We start from the raw sequence: 23,779 nt of genomic DNA on the forward strand, positions 1-23,779 counted from the left end.
CTAGGTCGTGTCCTGTAATTCATCGTAGCCAGAGGATGATGGCGGCGATGGTGAGTTCTGCCTGGTAGTAGGCGGCGCGTTTGGCGTAGCGGGTGGCTAGGTCGCGGAACTGTTTGAGCCGGTTGAAGCAGCGTTCGACGACGTTGCGCTGCTTGTACAACTCGGCGTCGAAGGCGGGCGGGCGTCCGCCCCGTGAGCCGTGCGCGGCGCGGCGGGCGATTTGGTCGTCGCGTTCGGGGCTGACGAACCGGATCCGGCGTTGCCGCAGGGCGCGGCGGGTCGAGGGGTGCGAATAGGCCTTGTCCGCGATCACCACCTCGGGACGGCGGCGCGGGCGACCAGGCCCGGTGCGAGCGACCCGGATCCCGTCCAGCAGCGGCACCAATTGTGGATTGTCACCAGCCTGCCCCGGGGTGAGCACAACCCGCATGGGCAGCCCGCGTCCCTCGACCACGAGGTGGATCTTGGTGCTCAATCCGCCGCGGGAACGTCCGAGTCCTTCACCGTCGACCGCGATCGCCTCGACGGAGGACGTGCAGCCCCCTTTTTCCGGGCTCCCGCAGCATGCTGGTGAGCCCGGACCACCGAGGAATCGACACTGATGACCCACTCCACGTCCCCGACAGCGTCGTCTTTGACGATCACCTCGTCCAGAATCCGCTGCCAGGTACCGTCCTTGGTCCACAACCGCAGCCGCTCATGGGCGGTCTTCCACGGCCCATACCGTTCGGGCAGATCACGCCAGGGCGCGCCGGTCCGAAGCTTCCACAGAATCGCATTGATCACCTGCCGGTGATCCCGCCACCGCCGCCCCGGCCCCGACACCGCCGGCAGCAGCGGCTCAATCCGCGCCCAGGCCCGATCCGTCAACTCACCCCGACCAACCACGGACAAGATCAAACCCCATCCGCAGCTAGATCATTTACAGGACACGCCCTAGTTGCCCATCGACCGGCGGATCTGTTCGAGCCGCTCGCGGGCGGCGCGGTCGCGCTCGGCCAGCTGTTCGTCGAGCGAGGCGGCCTCCGGCGTTCCCTCCGCCAGCTCGGTCGCGCCGTCCGCGGTGGCGATGCGGCGCTCGATGCGGTCGCGCACGTAGTCGAAGTTCGGCACCCCGGCCTCGGTGTAGTCGCCCTCGGGCACGTCCGGCGCCGGGTCGCCGTTCGGGTTGGTCTCCACCCCGCCATTGTGACAGCTCCGGGCCGCCAACCTCGTGTCCCGCGTGGCCGGCACCGAGCCGAAGGGCACCGTGGGTACCCGCTACGTACCCACGGTCACCTTCGGCTCGCCACCAGGCGCCCGGTGCCGCGAACCCGGCGACCGGCACACCTAGATCGTCGGCAGAGCGAAGCTGTCCCCGGTACACTCGATCCAGCGCCGCAGCCGCGCGTGCAGGTCCGACCGCACGGCCTGATAGGCGGGATCCAGCGCGTGGTTGGCGAGCTCGTACGGGTCCTCGTCGAGGTCGAACAGCAGCCACGGCTGCCCCTCCAGGCACACGTACTTCCAGTTGTCCCTGGTCACGATGCCCCGCCACGCGCGGTCGACGCTCTGCGGATGGCCGGGCGGCACTGGCAGCGACAGGTAGGCGTCCTCGGGTGGGCCGTCCCACGTGGGCGGACGGATGCCGGGCGTGGTGGCCAGCTTGCTGTAGTCGGTGCCCTCCATCTCCGGCGGCACGGGAAGGCCGCACAGCCCGAGCGTGGTCGGCGCGATGTCGACGTGGTTGACCGGCACGTCCGGGCGGTTGGAGTTCTGGTGTTCGCGACTGGGCCCGCCGATGACGAACGGAATCCGGATCGACTCCTCCCACGGCCCGGTCTTGCGCCACTGGCCGTGGGAGCCGTGCAGGTCGCCGTGGTCGCTGAAGAACACCAGGTAGGTGTCGTCGGTCAGCCCCAGCTCGTCGAGTGCCGCGCGGATGCGGCCGACGTTGTCGTCCACGCGTTCGATGGCGGCGTAGTACCCGGCCAGATCCCGCTGCGCCCGCTCGGTGACGGGCGCGATGCCCGGCACGTTGGGCCGCAACCGCACGTCGCCGGGGGTGTGCCGGGCCATGTCTCCGCCGGGCGCGGTGTAGGGATTGTGCGGGGGCTGCACCGACAGCACCGCGAAGAACGGCTGCTCCGGCCGGTCGCGCGTCTGCTCGCCGAGCCAGTCGAGCAGGATGTCGGTGAGGCCGTCGGTCTCGTAGCCGGGCACCCGGAAACGTTCCATCCCGTCGGCGGCGTCGAGGACCGGCAGGGAACCGGGCACGCGGCCCTTGTCGGTGTGCAGCTGGCAGTCGAAGGGGCGGTTGCGGTTCTCGTAGGCCCACCAGTCGGTGAACCCTCCCCTGCGCTCCGGCGGGATCAACCGCGTCTGGTCGTTGTCCCAGCCGGTGCCGAACCCCGGCCGGTCACCGTCCAGGTGCCATTTCCCGATGTAGCACGTCCGGTATCCGGCGTCGTTGAACGCGTGCGCCACGGTGCGCGCGTCCTCGGGCAGTGGGTCCCGGAACCCCGGCACGCCGTTGTGGTGCGGGTAGCGTCCGGTGACCATCGCACCCCGGAACGGGCAGCACAGCGGCGAGCCGGACACGGCACGCGTGAAGTTCGCGCCCTCGGCCGCCAGCCGGTCCAGGTGCGGCGTGGCCACGTTGGGATCACCTGCGTACCCGGTCGCCTGCGCGCGCAGCTGGTCGGTGACGATCCAGATCACGTTCTTCGGGCCGTCCACGGTCGTCATGGTCCTCCTCGATGCGGTTTCAATCCGGTTGCGCGATGCCCCAGCGGTTCAGCTCGACGATGCGTTCGCGGGGCACCACGCCGCACCGCGCCGACCATTCCGCCCACGCGTGTGCCAGCTCGCGCACCAGCCCGGGCCGCTGCTCCGCCAGGTCGTGCAGTTCCGTGGGGTCCTCGGCGAGGTCGTAGAGCTCCCAGTCGCCCGGGTACTCGCGCACGAGCTTCCAGTCACCGCGGCGCACGGCGGCGTTGCCCAGGTGCTCGTAGAACTGGCAGCGCTCGCTGTCCGCCGGGGCTCCGCGCAGCGAGCCGAGCATGCTCTCGCCCTCCAGCGGCAGGACGTTCCGGTCGAGGCCGGGGTACTCGGCGCCGGTGATCTCCAGCAGCGTGGGCAGCACGTCGGGCAGGTAGTGCGCGGCCTCGCAGCGCGTCCCGGCCCGGTCGCCGAGCCCGCGCGGCCAGTGCACGAGGAACGGCGAGGCGATCCCGCCCTCGTGGACCCACCGCTTGTGGAACCGGAACGGCGTGTTCGACACGTGCGCCCATTCCGGGCCGCAGAAGGCGAACGTGTCCTCGCCGCCGGGCGGATGGTCCGGCTGCCGCCCCACGCGCACCGGCCTGCCGTCGGTGGTCTCCGGAGGGATGATCCTGGGCCCCCTGTCCCGCCGGTCGCTGCCGAGGCCCGGTGGCAGCTCCTCGGCGCACCCGCCGTTGTCGGACAGGAACACGAACACGGTGTCGTCGAGCTCGCCCGTGGCCCGCAGCTCCTCGACGATGCGGCCGATCCCGCGGTCCATCGCCTCCACCATCGCCGCGTACACCTCCATCCGCCGCTGCTCGTAGCCGGTGTCCGCGGCGTCCTCCCACGCGGGCACCCGGGGGTCGCGCGGCGCGGCCTCGGTCTTCTCGCCGAGCAGGCCCAGCTCGCGCATCCGGGCGATCCGGCGCTCCCGCACGACGTCCCAGCCCTCCCGGTAGCGGCCCGTGTGCCGTGCGATGTCCTCCTCCCGCGCGTGCAGCGGGAAGTGCGGCGCCGTGTAGGCGACGTAGCAGAAGAAGGGCCGGTCCCCGTAACGATCGCGATGGTCGCGGACATAGCCCACGGCCGTGTCGGTGATCGCGTCGGTGTAGTAGAAGTCCGGGTCGTCCCTCGCCTCGTGGGACACGTCCCGCTCGTCACGGTGCAGCCGCTTCGGCGCGAAGTAGTTGCCGCCACCGTCGAGGGTGCCGTAGAAGTGCTGGAAGCCACGCCGGGTCGGCCACGCCGACGAGGGCCGCGCCTTCTCGTGGGAGAGGTGCCACTTTCCGCTCAGGTAGGTGACGTAGCCGCTCGCGCCGAGCACCTCGGCGACCGTGACGCAGTTCTCGCCAAGGCTGCCGGGGTATCCGCCGGGCCCGTCGTTGCCCGTCAGCACCCCGATGCCCGTCTGGTGCGGGTGCAGCCCGGTCAGCAGCGAAGCCCGCGACGGGCAGCACCGCGCGGTGGTGGTGAACCGGGTGAGCTGCACGCCGTCGCGCGCGAGCGCGTCCAGGTTCGGCGTGGGGATCTCGCTGCCGTAGCAGCCGAGGTCCGAGTACCCGAGGTCGTCCGCGAGGACGAGGACGACGTTGGGGCGCCGCTCGGTCACTGTGTTCCTCCTCCGAGTCGCCGGGCCAGGCGTTCGAACCGGCCCGGGGGCCACGCGATGTCCGGCGCGTGCCAGGACACCGGCGTCACCGGTGTGGTCGCGGCGAGGCGCCGCTCGAGGTCGTCGGCCAGCCGCGCTCGCCCGGTGTCGCGCAGATGGCTCGCGTAGCGGGCGGGGTCGTTGTAGTAGGTCGGTCCGGTTTGGAGCGTGGTGAGCATCGGGTCGGGCAGCGCGCCGGGGTGGCCCGCGTAGGTGTTCCACCACTGCGCCAGGTGGCCCCGCATCGTGTTGGCCAGGTCCGGCTCGGCCTCCAGCAGATCCCGGGTGAGGTGCGGATCGGCGGTGACGTCGAACAGCTGCTCCCACTCGGCGCGGAACGCGCCGGGGTGGTAGGTGCGGAGATAGAGGTGGTCGCGGGTGCGCACGGCGCGCTGGTAGGTGTGCGCGCCGTGGCCGAACACCAGGTACTCGCGGGAGCCGATCCGTTCACCCTGCACAGCCGGGGCGAACGACGCGCCCTGCCAGCCGTCCGGCACCGGGATGCCGAGCAGCTCGCACAGGGTCGGCGCCAGGTCGATGTTGTACAGCAGGGAGTCGCAGCGACGCGCCTGCTCGGGCAGCGCGTCGGTGACGCCGGGCCAGTAGACCACCAGCGGAAGCCGGTGGGTGGGTTCGTTGGCGAGCCCGTGTTCGGCATAGGAGCCGTTCTCGCCGAACGACTCGCCGTGGTCGGCGCTGACGATGATCGCCGTCTCCTGCGCGATGCCCAGCTCCTCCAGCGCCTCGAGCAGCCGGCCGAAGTACCGGTCCCAGTACATGATCGCGCCGTCGAAACCGTTGATCAGGTGCTCGAAGTCGGCACGGGTCCGGATCGCGTCGGGCATCGTGTCCGGCAGCGGCGACGTTCTCGGCCCGGCGAAGTAGTGCAGGTCGAGCGCGCTGCGCGGACCGTAGACCTCGGCGTGGGCGTCGATGGCCGCCTGGTCAGGCCACGCGGGCGGCGGCCCGGACGCCGCGGCCCGCTCGGTCCATTCCCGGCCGGTGAGGTAGCCGGTGTGCGGCTCCCAGTACGTCAGGTGCAGGTACCAGTTGTCCTCGTGCGCGTGCCTGCGCAGCCAGTCGATCGCGACCCGGTTGACGTCGTGCGCCTGTTCGTCGTTGATCTCCCCGGTCGCGCGGATCATCTCGCGGAAGTTGCCGCAGAAATGGTAGGCGCGGTGCCGCTCGGCGAACATCGACACGGCGGCCGTGTGATAGCCGTGCCGTTCGAGTTGCTGGCCGAGCAGCGGCCGGTGCGGATCGGGCCCATGGCCCGCGTCGAGCCGGAACCGGGCGGCCTCGCCGAAGTGGCCGATGACGCCGTTGGTGATGCCGAACTGGCCGCTCGTCAGCGCCGTGCGCGAGGGCAGGCAGGGCGAGTCCGAGCAGTAGTAGCGGTCGAAGACGACGCCGCGCTCCGCCAGCGCCCCCAGGTTCGGGGTGGTGGGCCGCTGGTAGCCGTAAGGCTGGGTGTGGTCGGCCCGCAGCGTGTCAACATCGACGTAGATGATCCTCATCGGCGTCCCGCCAGCTCCGCCATCTCCCCGGCGAAGTGGCAGGCGGCGAGCTGACCGGCCGGGGTCTCGGTCAGCACCGGTTCCCGCTCCACGCAGACGCGCCGCTCCGGGTGCGCCAGCGGGCCGATGGGACACCGGGTCCGGAAACGGCAGCCCGACGGCGGATCCTTCGGGCTGGGCAGGTCGCCGGTGAGCACGATGCGGTCCCGCTCGCGCGCCGTGGTCTCGGGCGCCGGCGAGGACGACAGCAGCGCCGTCGTGTAGGGGTGCTGTGGGGTGGTGTAGACGGTGTCCACGGGGCCCGTCTCGACGATCTTGCCCAGGTACATGACGGCGACCCGGTCGGAGAGGTGGCGCACGACCGAGAGGTCGTGGGCGATGAACAGGTAGCCGAGGCCGAGTTCGTCGCGCAGCGATTCCAGCAGGTTGATGATCTGCGCCTGGATGGACACGTCCAGCGCGGACACCGGCTCGTCGCAGATCAGCACCTTCGGCTCGACGGCCAGCGCCCGCGCGATGCCGATGCGCTGCCGCTGCCCACCGGAGAACGCGTGCGGGTAGCGGTCCAGGTGCGTGTCGTTCAGGCCGACCCGGCGCAGGAGGGCGCTCGCCTCGGCGGCGCGCTCGGGCCTCGGCACGCCGCGCATCTCCAGTGCCTCGTCGAGGGACTGCCGGATCGTACGGCGCGGGTTGAGCGAGGCGTAGGGGTCCTGGAAGACGTACTGCACCGCCGAGCGCAGGGCACGCGCGCCCCCGGGGGTGCCCGCGGCGGCGCCGCCGACGGTGACCTCGCCTGCCGCGGGCCGGTTGATGCCGACGATCGTGCGCGCCAGCGTGGACTTGCCGCAGCCGGACTCGCCGACGAGGCCCAGTGTCTCGCCGCCCGCGACGGACAGGCTCACGCCGTCCACCGCGTACACCGGTTCGGGCCTGCCGAACAGGCCCCTGCGGCCGGAGCCGACGTCGACCCGCAGGTCCCGGACCTGAAGCAGCGGCGCGCCACCGGTACCGGCACGGGCGCCGGCCTCGCCGGGCACGGCGTCCAGCGGCGGGATCGGCACACCCCGCCCGGTGACCCAGCACGCCGCCGACTGCCCCTTCCCGCCCTGGGGTGTCAGGCCGGGCACGGCCGTGCGGCACTGGTCCTCGGCCAGTCGGCACCGGGGGTGGAACGCGCATCCCGGCGGGAGCGCGGCCGGGTCGGGTGGCATCCCGGGGATGGCGGGCAGGCGAACCTGGGCGCCGGTGTCCAGGCGCGGCATCGCCTTGAGCAGGTCGGCGGTGTAGGGATGCTCCTGGCGGGCGAAGACGACCTCGACCGGGCCCTGCTCGACGACCCGCCCGCCGTACATCACCACGACGTCGTCGCACGTTTCGGCGACCACGCCCATGTCGTGGGTGATCATCAGCACCGCGATGCCCAGTTCGTCGCGCAGCCTGCCGAGCAGGCGCAGGATCTGGGCCTGGATGGTGACGTCCAGCGCGGTGGTCGGCTCGTCCGCGATGAGCAGCGACGGCGACCCGGCCAGCGCGATGGCGATCACGACCCGCTGCCGCATCCCGCCGGAGAACTGGTGCGGATAGTCGTCGATCCGGCGCTCGGCGTCGGGAATGCCCACCTGGCGCAGCAGGTCGAGCGCGCGCGAGCGGGCCGTCCGCTTGCCGGCCCCGTGCACGATGAGCGCCTCGGCGATCTGGTAGCCCACGGTGAGCACGGGATTCAGCGCGGACTGCGGGTCCTGGAAGACCATCGCGATCTCGCTGCCACGCAGGGCGCGCATGTCCGGCTCGGACAGCGCCAGCAGGTCGCGCCCTTCGAACTGCACTTCGCCGCCGGTGATCCGGCCCGGCTCGGGAACCATGCGCAGGATCGAGCGCGCGGTCACCGACTTGCCGGAGCCGGACTCGCCGACGACCCCGAGAACCTGGCCGCGGCGCACGGTCAGGCTCACGTCGTTGACCGCCCGCACGGTGCCCGCGCCGGTGACGAACTCGGTGCGCAAGCCGCGCACGTCCAGCAACGGGCCCGCCTCGTCGTGGCCCGTCTCGGTCATGATGCCCTGCGCGATCGCGTTCATTTCCGGAGCACCGCCTTGTTCAGCGCGTTGGACAGGAGGGTGAAGGCCAGCGTGAGCAGCAGCAGCACCAGGCCGGGTCCCATGACGTAGGCCGGGTGGACCTCGAGGTAGCGGGCGCCGGTGTTGAGCATGGCGCCCAGCGACGGGATGGGCGGCTGGATGCCGAGGCCGACGATGCTCAGCCCGGCCTCGATGAAGATCGCCACCACCATGTACACGGCGGCGTTGACCACGATCGGGTCGACGATGTTCGGCAGCACGTGCCGGGTCATCACCGTCCGGCGCCGCACGCCCAGCACCCGCGCGGCCAGCACGTACTCGCGTTCCTGCTCGATCTGCAGCCCGGCCCTGGCCTGGCGGCCGAACAACGGCAGCCCGATCACCAGGATGGAGGCGAACAGCGCCAGCCAGCCCGTGCCGATCACCAGCACGACGCTCATGCCCAGCACGATCCCGGGAAAGCCGAGGATGACGTCGAGCAGCCGCTGCATCCCGGCGCCCAGCCAACGCGAGAGCACGCCGGACAGGCCCATCAGCGTGCCGATGACCGCGCTCGCCGGCACGGCGGTCAGCAGCAGGGACAGGTCGGTCCGCAGGCCGTAGACCGTGCGCGCGAGGATGTCGCGGCCCAGTTCGTCGGTGCCCATCCAGTGGGCCGCCGACGCACCGGCGAGCCCGCCGCTGCCCTGCTCGTCGTAGCCGCCGGGGAACAGCGCCGGGGCCAGCAGCGCCAGCAGGACGAGCGCGCCAAGCAGCCCGGCTCCGGCCGCCCCGCGCGGCGTGCGCAGGGCAGCGAGATAACGCCGCAATGCGCCGTCACCGCCGCGGCGCGGTGCCGCGGACTCCGGGGTGCCGCCGGTGGTGTCGATCGTCGTCATGGTCGTCACACTCCCAACCGGACACGGGGATCGAGGGTGGCCATCGCGATCTCGGTCAGCAGCTGCACGACCACGGCGATCACCACCGCGCCGACGATGAGCACCTGCACGACGTTGTAGTCCGCGCTCTGCACGCTGGTCACCGCCAGCTGCCCGAGCCCGTTCCTTGCGAAGATCATCTCGATGACGACAGCGCCGGCCAGCATCTCACCGAACCGGATGCCGATCGCCACCACCGCGGGGCCGAGGCTGTTGCGCACCACGTGCCGCACCGCGATCCGCCGCCGCCCCACACCCTTCGCCACGGCGAGGTCGACATAGTCCTGCCGCCACGCGTTGTCCATCGAGGATTGCACGAGCATCGCGATGCTGCCCGACATCGGCACCGCCAGCGCGATCGCGGGCAGGATCAGGTACTGCAGCCCGATCACCGGGTCGTCCAGGACCGCCACCTCCCCGCTGATCGGCAGCACGCGGAACGTGACGCCCAGCAGGATCACCAGCAGCAGGCCCGCCAGGAACGGCGGCATCGCCAGCAGCGTGGTGTTGGTGGCATCGGCGGTGAACCGGGACCACCGCGACCGCGCCGACCCGGCGAAGACGCCCAGCCCGATGCCGACGACGATCATCAGCAGCGTCGCCGCGACCGTCAGCTCGACCGTGCTCTCCAGCCGGGCGCCGATCAGCTCCGACACCGGGCGGCGGAACTGCAGCGACTCGCCGAGCTGACCGGTGAACAGCCCGCCCATCCAGTCGAGGTACTGCTGGATGAGGGGCCGGTCGAGTCCCATCTCGATCCGGAGTGCCGCGATCTGCTCCGGGGTGGCCTCCGGACCCGCCGCCACCGACGCCGGATCACCGGGAGCCAGCCGCGGCAACAGGAAGGCCACCACGGTGGTCGCCAGCAGGACGAACACCACCGAAGGCAAACGCCGCACCAGGAAGCGCAACATCAGTGACCTCACTTCGCGAGGTAGGCAGCCCTCATCAGACGCCCGTACCGGCCGGTGACCATGTCGCGCACCGAGCTGGTCTGGACGTCGGTGAGCGGCGTGTAGGCGTAGGGAAGGAAGACCGCGTCGTCGAGCATCTTCTGCGAAAGATCGCGCAGCCGCGACGCGGTGGCGCTCTCGTCGGGGCTGTCGATGAGAGCCTGCGCGAGGCGCTGGTACTCCGCGTCGCGGTAGCCCTGTGTGTTGCCCTCCGGGCGCAGTTCGGCCAGCGCGTCGAGCATCAGGGCGGGCGGCAGCCCCGCCGTCGCGGACCAGATGAGGTATGCCGGACCCAGCTTGCCCGCGGATCGCTGTGGCTCGAAGTCGGCGATCGACAGCTCCCGCGGCGAGGGCCGCAGGCCCACGTCCGACAGGTTCCGTGCGAGGATCTCGTAGATCTTGCGGGGGACGGGCAGATTGTGCAGGTCGATCTGGAGCGACGTGCCCCTGGCCCCGGCCTTCTCGACGAGCTGCCGCGCCTTGTCCGGCTGGTAGCTGTAGGTGCCGGCCAGGTCCTTCGGGTAGCCGGTCACGTCCTCGGACCACGGCAGGGCGGAGGTGCCCGCGAGGCCGCCCATGACCTGGTTGTTGATGCGGTCGCGGTCGATCGCGTAAGCCACCGCGTGGCGCAGGTCGACGTCGTCGAACGGCGGCTGGGTGACGTCGAAGGCGACCCCGTAGAGCAGCCCGTGGTGGGCGTTCAGCAGGTAGGTCGAGTCGTCGACGATCGTCTTGGCGTCCTCGGTGGACAGTCCGTTGGCGATCTGGACCCGGCCTGAGCGCAATGCCGCCAGTTGCGCCGTCGAGTCCTTGATCACCGTGACCTCGACGCCGTCCAGGTAGGGAAGCCCGTCCTCCCAGTACGACCCGTTGCGCTTCATCACCAGGTCGGTGCCCGCCCGATACTCCGACCACAGGAACGGGCCGGTCCCGATGACCTCCGAACCGTCCTCGAGACCACGGTAGGTCTCGCGGTCGATGATCGGTGTCACGTCGAGAATGCTGGTCACGATCTCCTGCAGCGGACGTGGCGACTCGATCGTCACGGTGTGTTTCCCGGTCGCCTTGACCTGCCAGCCCTCCATCGCGCCCTTCAGCGAGGCGAGGCCGTCGCCCGCCATCTCTCGTTCCAGGCTGAAGACGACGTCGTCGGCCGTGAAGGGCCGTCCGGAGTGGAACTTCACGCCCTCGCGCAACGTGGCCGTGAATACCCGGTTCTCCTGGGACAGCGACCAGTCGGTGGCCAGCAACGGGATTTCCTTGCCGCTGTCGTCGAGGAGCAGCAGAGGCTCAAGGACGTTACGGGACCAGAAGATGTTGCCGGGACGGCCGGTGAAGTAGGCGCCGGGGACCGGCTCCGAGGCCACGGTCGTCACGAGCGTGCCGCCGCGGACCGGTTTCGTCGCCGCGCCGCCCTGGCCTGACTCCTGCACGGCCGAGCGGCAACCGACCACCGTGGCCAGTCCGAGGGCGGAGAGGCCGCCAAGGACCGTACGACGGGACACCGCCGAGCCGAGGGGGAATCGTCGTCCTGTGGGGTACATCGGTGGACCACCTCATTCACTTACTGGTCGCGGGAGGCCCCGCGAGCTGGGACAGGGTTGTCGCTCCCCCTGGATCCGGCCTGGGTGCCGGACGGCACGTCGACCGATGTCGTGGTGTGGAGATCGGCCGAGGAGAAGCCGACGTGGACGTCGAAGGTTCCCGGTTCCACGGTCCAGTCCCCCTGCCGCGGATCCCAGTGGCAGAAGGCACGCCACGGCACCGTGACGTCGACGTCGGCCGTCTGCCCGGGTCCCGCGTGCACGGGCGCGAACCCGGCGAGCCAGCGCGCGGGCCGGTCGATGGCCGAGCCGGGGCGCGCCAGGTAGACCTGGACGACCTGCTTGCCCGCCCGGTCGCCGGTGTTGCGGACGGTGGCGGTGACCACGGTCGCGGGCCGCCCCGGGTCGCCGGTGTTGCGGACGGCCTCCGGCGGCCGCACGCCGGCGAGTTCCCAGGTGGTGTAGCCGAGGCCGTGCCCGAACGGGTACGCGGGCTCGACGCCGTCCCGTAGCCACGCGCGGTAGCCGACGTGCAGGCCCTCGCGGTAGTGCAGGCGGCCGTCGACGGGCCGCGTGTCGAGAACCGGCACGTCCTCCATCCGCCGCGGCCAGGTCATCGGCAGCCGCCCGCCCGGCTCGGCCGCGCCCGTGAGCACGTCGGCGAGCGCGGCGCCGACCTCCTGCCCGCCGAACCACGTGACGAGCACGGCGGCGACGTCGTCGCTCCACGGCAGCAGCACGGGGGCTCCGGCGTTGACCACGGCCACGGTGTTCGCGTTCTCCCCGGCCACGGCCCGCACCAGGTCGTCCTGGCCCGCGGGCAGCGACAGATGCGCGCGGTCGAAGCCCTCGCTCTCGATCTGTGAGCTCGTGCCCACGACGACGATCGCCGCGTCGGCGGCGCGAGCGGCCTGCCGCGCCCGGCTCAGCTCCTCGGCCGGGGACCGGCGGGGACGCCTCGACCGGAAGGACAGGGTGGCGCCGGAGTCCGGGATGCGTTGCCGCAGCAGCAGTCGCACCGGGCGTCCCGCCACGAGTTCGAGGTCGAAGGTGCGCATGGGCGGCGTCAGGATGTCCGCGCCCGGCCCGTCGTGCTCCGGCGCGACGTATCCGTCGTGGAGTGTCCTGCCCTCGACCTCGAACGTGATCGTGCCCGCGCCACGGAAGCCCAGCTGCCAGGTGCCGGTGAGATCCGGGCGCATCGTGGCGGTCAGCTCCACGGTGGCGGCTCCCTCGGGCACGTCGCTGCCGAACCGCACCAGCTCGCCGGTCTCCCTGCGTTCGGTCAGCACCTCGTCGCCGGACTCGGTGAGCCACCGGACCCGTGCGGCCGGCTCGCCGGCCCGCGCGTGCAGCAACGCCGGGGGCAGCGCGCCGGGGTCACCGTCGAGGTAGCTGCCCGCGGTGTAGGTCACCTCGACCTCCGGAGGCAGCGCGGAGACCAGTCCGTCGAGTGGGGACACGACGTGGGCGGGGCGCACCTCGGCGCTGCCGCCGCCCTGGATGCGCGGATTCTCGGCCAGTTCGCCGATCACCGCGACCCGGCGGATCCGCTCCACCGGGAGTGGCAGGGCCGCCCGCGCGTTGTGCAGCAGCACGGTGCCGTCGGCCGCCGCCGTGCGCAGCCGTGCGCGCACCTCGCCGCCGCCCACCGCGATCGCGGGCCGCTCGGCGGCCACGGAATCGAGCGCTCCCACGCGAGCCGCCAGTCGCAGCAGGTTCCTGATCTTGGCGTCCAATGCGGACTCCGGGACGGCGCCGTCCTCGACGGCTGTGCGCAGTGCCTCGCCCCACGGTCCGTCCGGCCCCGGCATGGCCAGATCGAGACCGGCCGCCGCGGCGGCGAGCGAGCGGGTGGCCCGCCAGTCCGACACGACCACGCCGTCGAAGCCCCACCGGGTGCGCAACGGGTCGTCGAGCAGCGCGTGTTCCGTCATCGTGGTGCCGTTGACCGCGTTGTACGCCGCCATGACCAGCCACGGCCGGGCGCTCTGCACGATGTCCTCGAACGGCGCGAGATAGACCTCGCGCAACGGGCGCTCACCGAGCCGGACGTCGGCGGAGAAGCGTTCGGTCTCGGAGTCGTTGGCCACGTAGTGCTTGACCGTCGCCGCCACGCCGTGCTCCTGCAGCGCGCCGACAAGCGCACCGCCGAGCAGGCCGGACAGCAGCGGATCCTCGGACAGGCACTCGAAGTGCCGTCCCCCGACCGGGCTGCGGTGCAGGTTGATGGTGGGCGCCAGCACCACGTCGACGTCCTTGCGCCGAGCCTCGGCCGCGAGCAGCCTGCCCACGTCCGCGGCGCGGCCGGTGTCCCAGGTCGCCGCGATCGCCGTCGGGCAGGGCAGGCAGGCCGAGGGCGCCTCGTCGTCGGACGTGAGCCCGCGCACCCCTGCCGGACCGTCCGAGAGGATCATCTCCCGCAGCCCCACGGCGGGCTCGGCGTAGGTGCGCGAGTGCGCGGCACCGGTCAGCAACCGGACCTTCCGCGCCAGGTCGAGCTTGCCGACCAGGGCGTCCAGGTGCGCCTCGAGCTGGTGGCTCATTGCGCATCCCCCTCCGGGCGCCGGAACCGGTCGAGGTAGGCGGCCAGCACCCCGGCCATGTCGAAGGTCGGGTCCAGCAGCCACTGGACCTGGAGCCCGTCCATCACGGCGTGCAACTCGGCCGCGAACGTCGCGGGATCGAGTTCCGCGGGGAGCCTGCCGAGTCGCTGGTCGCGGCGGATGCGCCCGGCCGTGGCCTCGCGCACCCGGACGTAGCGGCGCCGGAAGAACTCGTGCGCCGGGTGGCCGGGCTCGATGCTCTCGGCCGACTCCACGGCGAACAGCCGCATCGACGCCGGGTTCTCCATGTTGTGGCGGCACAGCGACAGGACCGCGTCCACCACCGAGGCCTTGCGGAACATCTCCTGGATGAACTCGGAACTGTCGGCGTCGCGCCGTTCCAGCGCCGCGACCAGGAGTTCCTCCTTGCTCCGGAAGTGGTGCAGCAGCCCCGGCTGGGAGATGCCGACGCGGGCGGCGATGTCGGCGAGTGAGACACCGCGGAATCCGCTCTCTCCGAACATCTCGGTGGCGACGGCCAGGATCTGCTCCCGCCGCTCACCCGGCGGTCGGCGGTTACGCACCGACGGCGCTTCTGTCACGGGCTCCTCCTTGCCGCTCCGTGTGGTGGCGGTTACCTTACCGAGTACTCGGTAAGGTGCAAGGGTGAGATCGCGGTCTCACGCACCGAAAAGGCCTCGACGGGCTGCCGCCTCGGCGGATTCGCGCAGGTCGCAGGACTGAACAAGGAACGGAGATAACGATGACGTCTCGGCCGAACTTCCTGGTCGTGGTGGCCGACCAGCTGCGCGCGGATGCCGTCGGGGCGTTCGGCAACGCCCGGGCCCACACCCCGCACCTCGACGCGCTCGCCGCGTCCGGGGCCGCGTTCGGCAACGCCTTCGCGCAGCACCCGGTGTGCTCGCCCAGCCGCGCGTCGTTCCTGTCCGGCTGGTATCCGCACACGGCTGGCCACCGCTCGTTCGGCACTCCCCTGCGCGCCGACGAGCCCAACTTCCTGCGCGCCTTCCGCGCGAACGGCTACCGCGTGGCGTGGGTGGGCGACCGCGGTGACACGTTCGGCCCCGGCGCGACCGAACTGGCCGCCGACGAGCACGGGTTCGCGACACGGCCGACGAGCGGCCGCTGGGCGGACGGCCGGCGGACCGAGACCGAACGGCCTGCGCTGCCGGGAGGCGACGACGACGTGTGGGACCGGTTGTTCTACCGGGGACGGGTTCTCGACGCCGACGACGTCGACTTCGACGAGGCCGCCGTGCGCACCGCCGAGCAGTGGCTCGCCCGACCGCCCGAGCAGCCCTGGGTGCTGTTCGCACCGCTGGTGGCCCCGCACTGCCCGTTTCAGGCTCAGGAGCCGTGGTTCTCCCTGCACGACCGCGACGCGCAACCCGATCACGTGTCCGGCAGTGGCCCGGAACCCGCCTACCTGCAGGGCATCCGCGACTACTACGGCACCGACCGCGTGACACCCGAGATGTGGCGTGAGGTCGCCGCCACCTACCACGGCATGGTGTCGCGTTTGGACCACCACGTGGGCAGGCTCGTCGACGCCGCCCCCGAGAACACCGTCGTGGTGTTCTTCTCCGACCACGGCGAGTACCTCGGCGACTTCGGCGTGATCGAGAAGTGGCCCTCGGCGCTGCACAGCTGCATCACGCGCGACCCGGTCATTCTCAGCGGGCCGGGTGTGCCCGAGGCCGGGATGATCGAGGACATGGTGGAGCTGATCGACGTCTTCCCCACCTTGCTCGAGCTCGCCGGGATCGACGCCGGGTACCACCATTTCGGCCGGAGCCTGCTGCCGGTGCTGCGCGATCCCGCGGCCGGTCACCGGGAGTACGCGTTCAGCGAGGGCGGTTTCCTGGCCGAGGAGGAGCCGAAGTTCGAGCGCAACGGGTTCCCCTACGACCTCAAGGGCGCGCTGCAGCACGACCGGCCGCACGCCGTCGGCAAGGCCTTCGCGGTGCGCGATCAGCGCTGGACCTACGTGTGGCGGCTGTACGAGCCCGCCGAGGTCTACGACAGGGCCGCCGACCCCGACGAGGCGCACAACCTCGCAGGCCACCCCGAGGTGGCCCACGTCGAGGCGCGGATGTCCCAGGTCCTGCTGCGCTGGCTCGCCGAGACCGCCGACATACTGCCCGAGCGGGCCGACCCCCGGCTCCCCGACGTGGATCGGCCTGTGCCCGGCGGCCCCGTCACCGCTTCCCCGCCGCCCGCCCAGCCGGGCTGAGGCGGCCCGGCTGGGCGGGCGGCGGGCCGCTCGTGCTCAGCGCCGGGGATCCGGTATCGCCCTGATCGCAAGGAACCCCGTCGGCTCGCGGGACAACGACGCGTAGCGGTCGGGGTCGAGCCGGGCCGCCTCCGGCGCGGGCCTCGGCTCGAGCAGCCGTTCGAGGAGAAAGCCCGCCTCGTGCAGTTCCTCGCAGGTCCGTTCCAGCGGAGCCAGCCAGTACCGGACGCGCCAGCCGCGGCTCCAGACCTCCTCGATCACGCGGACGTCGAAGTAGCTGCCGCCCTGCCGCAGCCAGTCGCCCGTGGGGTGGGAGCGGGACAGTACGAGCGCCCCGTCCGGCCGCAGCACCCGGCGCAGCTCCCGCAACGCGGCAACCCTGTCGTCGACGTATTCCAGCGCGAGCGCGAACAGCACCCGGTCGACCGCGCCGTCGGGCAGCCAGTCGAGCCTGTCGCCGAGGTCGTGCACGTGGAACTCCCCCGCGGGAGCCCGCTCCCTGCACAGCTCGATCATGCGCGGGCTGTGGTCGAGCCCGATCACGCGGGCACCGCGGGCCACCAGCTCCGCGGCGTAGAGACCCGGCCCGCAGGCCACGTCAAGCACGCTGCGCCCGGCCATCTCGCCGAGCAGGCTCAGGCATGCCGGCCGGTCGTAGTGCGCGTTGTGGAAGCCGTCAGCGGCATGGTCGAGGAACTCGTCGGCGAACTCGTCGTACTGCGGATGCGAACCCACCACGTCGGTCATGCCGCCAGTCTGCCGCGACGGCCTCGACGGCGGACATCATCGGCGCCCACATCGTCACCCCGGCAACCGGCCTGCGGATGCCAGCGGATCGCCGCGCTCGTCGAGAGGGGTGACCGGGGCCGGCTCGTCGCTGAAATGCCCGACGATGACCAGCCCGGACGGCGAAACCCGCAGGACGGAGTCGCCGTCCGGCATCTCCTGGCGCAGGAACGCCACCTCGGGCGCCGCGAAGCCCAGCACCGTCACGAACATCCGGCCGGAGTCGCCGAACGGGTCGGTGGACCACGCGTGAGCAACCTTGTCGGTCCGGACGCCCGAGAAGTCGCCGACCAGGAAGTCGCCCGCGCCCCAGGCGTCCTCGTGGGGCTCGTCGGGCTCGTCGTCATCGGGCTCCCCGATCGAGGTGGCGTGCGTGGAGAACCAGGCGAGCAGCTCCCCCGGCGCCGCGCCGAGCTCGGCATGACTGGCGGCGGGAAGATCGCCGCCGCCCTCGCCCAGCCAGCACCAGTCACCGTCCTCCAGCCGCGCGCCGACCTCGCTGTAGCCGAACTCGCCGTTGTGCGACCGCACCACCTGCAGCACGGCACCGAACGCGCCGTGCTGCCACGTGGCCACCGCGACGCGTTCGGCCGGGTGCGTCGGCAGGCCCGGGGAGATCGGCTGCCGCCCGCTCAGGACGTCCTGGGCGAGTCGCCACACCGTCTCGCCCATCCAGCCCTCCGTCAGTACACCTCGGCCCCCACGACCGTCCTACCCGGTGGGCCCGGCGACCACAACGGCCCGCACCGCCCGGCTCACCGGCCCCGGTCACCGCCCGCGAGCAGACCGCGGGCCCAGACGGCGTCCAGTGCCCGCGCCGGCAGGAGGGTCTTCATCGCGGCGAGGGACCGTGCGTCCGACCCGACCAGGCGGCGGCTCGGCGGACGGCGGGCCGTCAGTGCCCGCTCGATGGCGGCGGCGACGGTCGCGGCGGGCTTCGTCTGCTGCTGCAGCCTCTGGCACAGGGTGCGCTGACCTGCCAGGTGCGCGGCGTAGAGCTCGCGATGCTCCGGGCTCATCCCGTCGGCGACCTCGTCGAGCAAGCCCATCATGCCCCGCCACGGATCGGTGTCGATGCACCCTGGCTCGATCAGCACGACGCGGACACCCCACGGGCGGAGCTCGACGCGCAGACTGTCGGCCAGCGCCTCCAGCGCGAACTTCGACGCGTTGTACACAGCGGACATCGGGATGGACACCCTGCCGTTGACCGACGACACGAACACGACACGACCCCGGCTCTCCCGCAGCCGCGGCAGCACGGCGCGGGTGACGGCGAGCTGGCCGACGACGTTGACCTCGAACTGGTGGCGCACCTGCTCGAGCGGAACCGTCTCGACGGGGCCGCCGACGGCGACGCCCGCGTTGTTGACCACGGCGTCCAGCCGCGGTGGCAGCACCGCGTCCAGCGCCGCCACCTGCTCCGCAACGATGATGTCCAGCTCCACCGGCGTGATGCGCGGCGAGGACGCGGCCAGATCCTTGGCGGCGACCTCGTCGCGGACCCCGGCGAACACCTGCCATCCGGAGCGCGCGAGATGCTCGGCACTCGCGTGCCCGATGCCCCGGCCCGCGCCGGTGACGAGAACGGTCCTGTCCATCACGGTCGCCCCCCTCACGCGACCGTGACGGAGTGCCTGCGGATGACCTGCTGCAGCAGCGGCATGATCTCCGCGAACGGCCGGTCCGCCGGGACGGTGGCGGCGAGGTCGGCGAACAGCCTGCCCGCGCCGTCGCCGGTGGTGAACGCCAGGAACCGCGCCGCGGCGCCGGTGACCTCGACGGTGTAGGCCGCGCCCGCGGGCACCGCCACCGTCGCACCGGGAGCGAGCTGGTAGGACCGGCCGTCCACGTGCACGGTGAGCGCGCCGTCGAGCAGGTACAGCGCGGCCGCCCACGGCGAGCGGTGCGGCGGCGCGGGCGGCGCCTGCGGGGCCTCCACCTCGAACACCTCGTAGGCGCCGCCGGTGGCCTCGGCGCCGACCTTCACGATGTGCACGCCGTCGATCATGACGTGCCGGATGCCCTCGCCGGGCGGGGTGTACTGCACATGTGTGGTCACGGTGACTCCCGGGTCCGTAAAACGCTGCCCAGTTGGTGGACCGAGTGTCGCGGCCCCGCGCGGCCGCGGTGCGAGTACCGGACTACTCGATGTGCGCCTGCCGCAGCAGCGCCGCGAGCTCGGCGCGGTCGCCGACGCCGAGCTTGGTGCCGACCCGGTACAGGTGGCCCTCCACGGTGCGCACCGACAGCACCAGCCGTCGCGCGATGTCCCGGTTGGACAGCCCCTGTGCGGCGAGCGTGACCACCTCGCGTTCCCGCGCGGTCAGGGGCAGCGGGCTCGCCGCTGCCGCCAGCGCCGGGGTGCGCGCACCTTCGCACGCCTCGGCGAGGTGGTGGGCGCGGGCGGCGGCCACGGCGGCCGAGCCGCGCAGGCCCCGCCGGGCGCAGGCGGTGGCGGCTTGCGCGGCGGCGTCGGCCGCGGCGAGCCGGTCGCCCATCGCCTCGTAGCGGCCGGCGACCGACAGCAGCGCCGCACCGTCCTGCTCGGCCAGCGCCTGGGCATGCGCCAGCGCCGTGGGCGCTCGCGGCCCCTGCACCCGGCTCACCAGCTCGCCAAGGCGGCCACCGGCGTCGCGATCGCCGAAGCAGACGCCGATGTTCAGCGCGAGCACCTCGTAGGCCGGTGCGTCGGCGTCGCGCGCGCAGTCTGCGGCCGACCGCGCCGCGGCGATCGCCTCGCGGGTCGCCCCTTCGGCGGCGCACACCCATGCCCCGGCCAGCACGACGTCGGGTTCGTGGAACCGGTACGCCGGGTGCCGCTCCGCGTCGAGCTCGGCCAGCAGGCGCCGGGCGGCCTCGGTCTCCCCGGCCAGTGCCAGCGCCTGGGTGAGGTGCAGGCGGCAGCGGAACCGGAACTCGTGGGTGGCCACCGCCCGCAGGCCCGCCCGCGCCTCGCGCAGCCACCGGACGGCGGTGCGCACGCGGCCGGCGGCCAGTGCCGCCTGGCCCAGGAGCACGAGACCCATCAGCTGTGGCGGCCCGGGCACGTCGACGCTGTCGGCCCGCCGTTCGCGTGCGATCGGCTCGATCTCCCGGACGTTTCCGCTCAGCCGCAACGCCAGGATGTGCGAATCGCTGATGCCGAAGCGCAGCACGCCGGCATCCGACGTGCGCGCCGCCTCGTAGGCGACGGGAGCGGCGCGCCGCACGTCGTCGACGCGGCCCAGCACCGCGGCCGCGGCCATGACACCCACGGCGGCCAGTGCCCTCACCTGCCCACCGAGCAGCGGGGAGTCCAGCAGCCGCAGCCCGCTGCCGAGCGCCGTGCGCGCGCGGGCCAGGGACGCGTCCAGTGCCACGCGCATCGCGGTGAGGGCCGCCCTGGCGGAGGCGTCGGTGGTCTCGGCGAGCGCAGCGGACAGCACCGCGTCGGCGGCCGCCTCGTCGCGCATCGTCCAGAACAGGTTCCCGGTTCGCACCAGCGCCAGGTGGGCCCGTTCCGGGCCGGCACCCGCCGACGCGTGGAGTTCGCCGAACACCTGCTCGGCCTCGGGCCCCTTGCTCAGCCAGGTCAGGGCGTAGCCGAGAGCCAGCTTCGCCTCCCGGCCCGCGCCCGCGTCCACGGCCGCCCGCGCGAGCCGTTCGCACAGGCCCAGGTCGAGCAGCCGCAGCGCCTCTCTGGCCGCGGACTCGAACAGCACCGGGTCGGGGGTGAGGTCGGAGTCGAGCGTCAGCACCGCCCTGCGGACGGTGTCGCCGGAACGCCGGCCACCCGTGCCGGCGATCGAGGTCGCGATCCGCCCCCGCAGCCTGCGCGCCCTGGCGACGCCCAGTTCGGCGCGGCGCACCTCGCCGTAGAGCGGGTGGGCCAGCCGGACGGGCAGGCGGCGGCCGTCGGTGTCAAGGCGCACCAGCCCGGCCGACTCGGCGTCCTCGATCGCGTCCGGGCCGGTGAGCCGCGCCAGTGCCGCGTGCCCGAGAGGCTCGCCCAGCGCCAGCAGGTCGAGCACGTCCCGCACGGGGCGCGCCAGCTCCCCCATCCGTTCCCGGACCAGTTCGGCCAGTTCCACCGACAGCTGCGCCTGGCCCCGCCAGCACCACAGCCCCTCGACGTGGCGCAGCCGGCCCGCGGCGAGCTCACCGTCGGCCAGGTGCCGCAGCAACATCGGGTTCCCGCCGGTCAGCGACCACAGGCAATGGACGGCCGCGCTCTCCACCGGCCCCTCCAGTGCCGCCTCCAGCAGGGCCGCGGTCTCCGGCTCGGACAGGGGCCGGATCTCCAGCCGCGGGACATGCCCGTCCTTCCACAGTGCCCGCACGGCGCCGGGCACCGGTTCGCCGGAGCGCAGCGTCGCCACGACCGTCGCGACCCGGCGTACCACCAGGTGGTGCACCAGCATCGCCGACACCTCGTCCAGCAGGTGCGCATCATCCACGCCCAGCACGACCCGGGCCTGGCCGCCGGTCAGCGCGTCGGCGGCGTGCCGCAGCAGCAGGGCGGGTTCGGCAGCGAGCTCGCCGAGCAGTCCGGCGAACGCACCGAGCGGCATCGTCCTGGCCGACGCGGTGCCGTAGGCCCAGCGCACGGTCGCGCCACGCTCGCGGGCCAGCTCCAGCGCCTCGCGCGCCAGGCGGGTCTTGCCCACGCCGGCGGCGCCCGAGAGCACCACCCCGGAACCGCCCGTGGCAGGCCACCGCATCGCCGCGGCCACGTACCGCAGCTCCTCGTCCCGGCCGGACAGCGGCCAGTCGCGCGCCACCGGAGCATCGTACTCGCGAACCGGCGCAGGTCAGGCGATGCGCAGGCGCCCGATGCCACGGCGCCCGGCCGCCGCGCCGCGGACTCCAGGCGCACCTAGCGGGCGAACCGGCTCGCGAGGTCGCGGTGCCGGTGGACGGCTTTGGCGGCGTCGTCACGGGGGATGATCGCACCGGGCATCCGGCTCAGTTGCTCGACCTGCTCGGCGAAACGCCGGTGCTCCCTGGCGGCGTGTTCGCGGCAGGGCAGGCAGGTGACGCTCTCCGGGTGAGGCGAAGTCATCGCGTAGGGCACCCGCCGTCCGCAGCCGGTGGTGACGACACTCGGCGCGTCGCGGGCCACGCCCAGCACCGCGGTGAACGCGGCACGGACGGCGCCGCCCGCCTCCACGACCTTGTCCTCGACGTGGATGTGCGGGTCGCTGTCGGTCATCGGTGTCAGCGCCTTCCGCCGGAGCCCTCCGGCCACCAGGCTAGCGGCGCCCGCGCGCCGCCGGGTGTCACTGCTCGTGCAGCCACTCCTGGATCATGACGTCCGAGGCGTGCACGCACATGATCCGCAGCACGCCGGAGCCGGTGTTGGTGAAGCCGTGCCACACGCCCGCGCCGACGACGGCGGTGTCCCCCGCCCGCGCGACCAGCGTCTCGCCGCCCGCACGGATCGTCGCCTCTCCTTCGAGCACGGTCCACGTCTCGCTGTAGGGGTGCCGGTGCAGGCCGGGCCCCTGGCCCGGCGTGTTCTCGACGAGGAAGAACGAGATCCCGGACCCGTGGGGGCGCCCCTCGAACCGCAGCGTGCGGCTCTCGCCGACGCGGAGCTCGTCGGCGGGGATGGCACGGGGGCCGGGCGTCGGACGCCCGTGTTCCGTGCTGTCCGTGCCCGTTGCGTCGACTGCGTGGGCTGTGCTGGTTCTGTGGGCGGCGACCTGCATGGCTTCGCTCCTTCGGGCCGTCGATGCGGTGGTGTCCGCATCGGGTGCCGCAAGGCTCTCGCGCGGCCGCGGAACCCGGCTAATGTTTCGGCGTGGACCGAAAGTTCGTGGAGTTCCGGCTCGCGCCCGACGACATCTCCGCGCTGCGCTTCGGCGTCTCCCCCGGGCACGAGCTGTGCCACGCCGTGCGGGCGCTGCAGACGCCGGGTGCCCATCCGCTGCAGTGGGGCTGGATCCACGCGGTCCGCGACGCCGTGCCCTCCGGCGCCTTCGACCTGTTGTGTGTCCTGATCGGCAGGGACGGCTACTTTCCCGACTTCCTGACCGCGAGCCCGGCCTGGGACATGACCGCCGACGACGAGGTCGCCCGGCTGCGCGAGGCGCCACTCGGGCCGATGCGCGTCGATCTGGGCAAGATGGTCGAGCGCTCGGCAGGCGCGCGACGGGAGGCGCTGCGCCGGATGCGCGAGCGGCCCCGCTCGGCACGGGCGATGATCGCCGACGCCTGGCGGGAGTTCTGGGACGCCGCGCTCGCCCCGCACTGGCCGCAGCTGGACCGCCTGCTGCGCTCCGACATCGCCGTGCGGTCGAGGCGGATGACCAGTTCCGGCATCGCGGCGATGGTGGGCACGCTGCACGACTCGGTCGACTGGCGGGGCGACGCGGTGCGCGTGCGGACGCGCCTGCACGAGGAGATCGTCGACTGCGCGGGCAGTGGGCTCGTGCTGGTGCCGTCGGTGCTGGCCCGGCGCTGCTCGGTGCTGACCGAGCGGCCCGCGCAGCCGACGTTGTTCTACCCCGCGCACGGCGTCACCGAGACGTGGTCGCGCGACGACGGAGCCGGCGAGGCCGCGATCGCCGTGGTGCTCGGCGCGGGCCGCGCACGGCTGCTCCACGTCCTGAGCGAGCCGTTGTCGACCAGCGAGGCCGCGGCCGCGGCCGCGCTGACCGTGTCCACCGCCTCCGAGCACCTCACCGCGCTGCGGCGCGCCCGCCTCGTCGACCGGCGGCGCGACGGCGCCCGGGTGCTGCACTGGCGCAGCCCGCTGGGCGAGGCGTTGCTCGCCGCCAACGCCTGAGCCGCGCCACCCGGCGGTG

General features: G+C 72.7%; 20 protein-coding genes. 2 read left to right on the top strand and 18 right to left on the bottom strand.

What is annotated here, in order from left to right; translation table 11 throughout:
- Positions 1-19 precede the first annotated feature (19 nt).
- From BAY60_RS20020 to BAY60_RS20070, 11 genes are all read right to left on the bottom strand, one after another.
- A protein-coding gene (locus BAY60_RS20020) for an IS5 family transposase (protein WP_425466479.1) occupies positions 20-888 on the bottom strand; the annotation gives its coding sequence in 2 pieces (ribosomal slippage) (positions 20-535 and positions 538-888; 867 coding nt in all).
- A 48-nt stretch (positions 889-936) separates the two neighbouring features.
- Positions 937-1,179: a PspA/IM30 family protein gene (locus BAY60_RS20025; RefSeq protein WP_245992706.1), complete on the bottom strand. Its 243-nt coding sequence runs from the start codon at positions 1,177-1,179 to the stop codon at positions 937-939.
- Between the two features lie 150 nt (positions 1,180-1,329).
- The gene (locus BAY60_RS20030; protein WP_112282594.1) at positions 1,330-2,727 is read right to left on the bottom strand and encodes a sulfatase family protein; all 1,398 of its coding nucleotides are present in this window, start codon (positions 2,725-2,727) and stop codon (positions 1,330-1,332) included.
- A gap of 19 nt (positions 2,728-2,746) precedes the next feature.
- Positions 2,747-4,354, bottom strand: coding sequence for an arylsulfatase (locus BAY60_RS20035; protein WP_112282595.1), 1,608 nt, complete (start codon positions 4,352-4,354; stop codon positions 2,747-2,749).
- Complete coding sequence (locus tag BAY60_RS20040; protein ID WP_112282596.1) at positions 4,351-5,910, bottom strand: sulfatase family protein; 1,560 nt, start codon at positions 5,908-5,910, stop codon at positions 4,351-4,353. The genes BAY60_RS20035 and BAY60_RS20040 overlap by 4 nt, the downstream gene beginning before the upstream one ends.
- On the bottom strand, positions 5,907-7,988 hold the full coding sequence (locus tag BAY60_RS20045; protein WP_245992707.1) for an ABC transporter ATP-binding protein: 2,082 nt from the start codon (positions 7,986-7,988) through the stop codon (positions 5,907-5,909). The genes BAY60_RS20040 and BAY60_RS20045 overlap by 4 nt, the downstream gene beginning before the upstream one ends.
- Positions 7,985-8,866: an ABC transporter permease gene (locus BAY60_RS20050; protein ID WP_112282700.1), complete on the bottom strand. Its 882-nt coding sequence runs from the start codon at positions 8,864-8,866 to the stop codon at positions 7,985-7,987. Before BAY60_RS20050 ends, BAY60_RS20045 begins: the two co-directional genes overlap by 4 nt.
- Before the next feature lie 5 nt (positions 8,867-8,871).
- The gene (locus BAY60_RS20055) at positions 8,872-9,819 is read right to left on the bottom strand and encodes an ABC transporter permease (protein ID WP_112282701.1); all 948 of its coding nucleotides are present in this window, start codon (positions 9,817-9,819) and stop codon (positions 8,872-8,874) included.
- An 8-nt stretch (positions 9,820-9,827) separates the two neighbouring features.
- The gene (locus tag BAY60_RS20060; RefSeq protein WP_112282597.1) at positions 9,828-11,402 is read right to left on the bottom strand and encodes an ABC transporter substrate-binding protein; all 1,575 of its coding nucleotides are present in this window, start codon (positions 11,400-11,402) and stop codon (positions 9,828-9,830) included.
- A gap of 20 nt (positions 11,403-11,422) precedes the next feature.
- Entirely contained in the window at positions 11,423-13,948 is a 2,526-nt protein-coding gene (locus tag BAY60_RS20065; RefSeq protein ID WP_112282598.1) for a beta-glucosidase family protein, read from the bottom strand.
- The gene (locus tag BAY60_RS20070) at positions 13,945-14,550 is read right to left on the bottom strand and encodes a TetR/AcrR family transcriptional regulator (protein WP_146771054.1); all 606 of its coding nucleotides are present in this window, start codon (positions 14,548-14,550) and stop codon (positions 13,945-13,947) included. Before BAY60_RS20070 ends, BAY60_RS20065 begins: the two co-directional genes overlap by 4 nt.
- A gap of 161 nt (positions 14,551-14,711) precedes the next feature.
- On the opposite strand from BAY60_RS20070, the gene BAY60_RS20075 reads away from it, so the two are divergent.
- A complete protein-coding gene (locus BAY60_RS20075) occupies positions 14,712-16,202 on the top strand; it encodes a sulfatase family protein (RefSeq protein WP_112282600.1) in 1,491 nt (496 codons plus the stop codon).
- A 36-nt stretch (positions 16,203-16,238) separates the two neighbouring features.
- Here BAY60_RS20075 and BAY60_RS20080 read toward each other — a convergent pair whose 3' ends face one another.
- The 7 genes from BAY60_RS20080 to BAY60_RS20110 form a co-directional block, all read right to left on the bottom strand.
- The gene (locus tag BAY60_RS20080) at positions 16,239-16,949 is read right to left on the bottom strand and encodes a class I SAM-dependent methyltransferase (RefSeq protein WP_112282601.1); all 711 of its coding nucleotides are present in this window, start codon (positions 16,947-16,949) and stop codon (positions 16,239-16,241) included.
- Between the two features lie 54 nt (positions 16,950-17,003).
- A complete protein-coding gene (locus BAY60_RS20085) occupies positions 17,004-17,660 on the bottom strand; it encodes a hypothetical protein (RefSeq protein WP_112282602.1) in 657 nt (218 codons plus the stop codon).
- An 83-nt stretch (positions 17,661-17,743) separates the two neighbouring features.
- Positions 17,744-18,589, bottom strand: coding sequence for an SDR family oxidoreductase (locus BAY60_RS20090; protein WP_112282603.1), 846 nt, complete (start codon positions 18,587-18,589; stop codon positions 17,744-17,746).
- A gap of 14 nt (positions 18,590-18,603) precedes the next feature.
- Positions 18,604-19,050, bottom strand: a complete 447-nt coding sequence (locus BAY60_RS20095; protein WP_245992708.1) for a cupin domain-containing protein — start codon at positions 19,048-19,050, stop codon at positions 18,604-18,606.
- A gap of 82 nt (positions 19,051-19,132) precedes the next feature.
- Positions 19,133-21,751, bottom strand: coding sequence for a LuxR C-terminal-related transcriptional regulator (locus BAY60_RS38365; protein ID WP_112282604.1), 2,619 nt, complete (start codon positions 21,749-21,751; stop codon positions 19,133-19,135).
- A gap of 95 nt (positions 21,752-21,846) precedes the next feature.
- Positions 21,847-22,182, bottom strand: a complete 336-nt coding sequence (locus BAY60_RS20105) for a hypothetical protein (protein WP_112282605.1) — start codon at positions 22,180-22,182, stop codon at positions 21,847-21,849.
- Between the two features lie 67 nt (positions 22,183-22,249).
- Entirely contained in the window at positions 22,250-22,681 is a 432-nt protein-coding gene (locus BAY60_RS20110) for a cupin domain-containing protein (RefSeq protein WP_112282606.1), read from the bottom strand.
- A gap of 92 nt (positions 22,682-22,773) precedes the next feature.
- Between BAY60_RS20110 and BAY60_RS20115 the strand changes: the two genes are divergently transcribed.
- A complete protein-coding gene (locus BAY60_RS20115; protein WP_112282607.1) occupies positions 22,774-23,760 on the top strand; it encodes a helix-turn-helix domain-containing protein in 987 nt (328 codons plus the stop codon).
- Positions 23,761-23,779 lie beyond the last annotated feature (19 nt).

The sequence above is a fragment of the Prauserella muralis genome (genome assembly GCF_003202285.1).
Classification (GTDB): Bacteria; Actinomycetota; Actinomycetes; order Mycobacteriales; family Pseudonocardiaceae; genus Prauserella_B; species Prauserella_B muralis.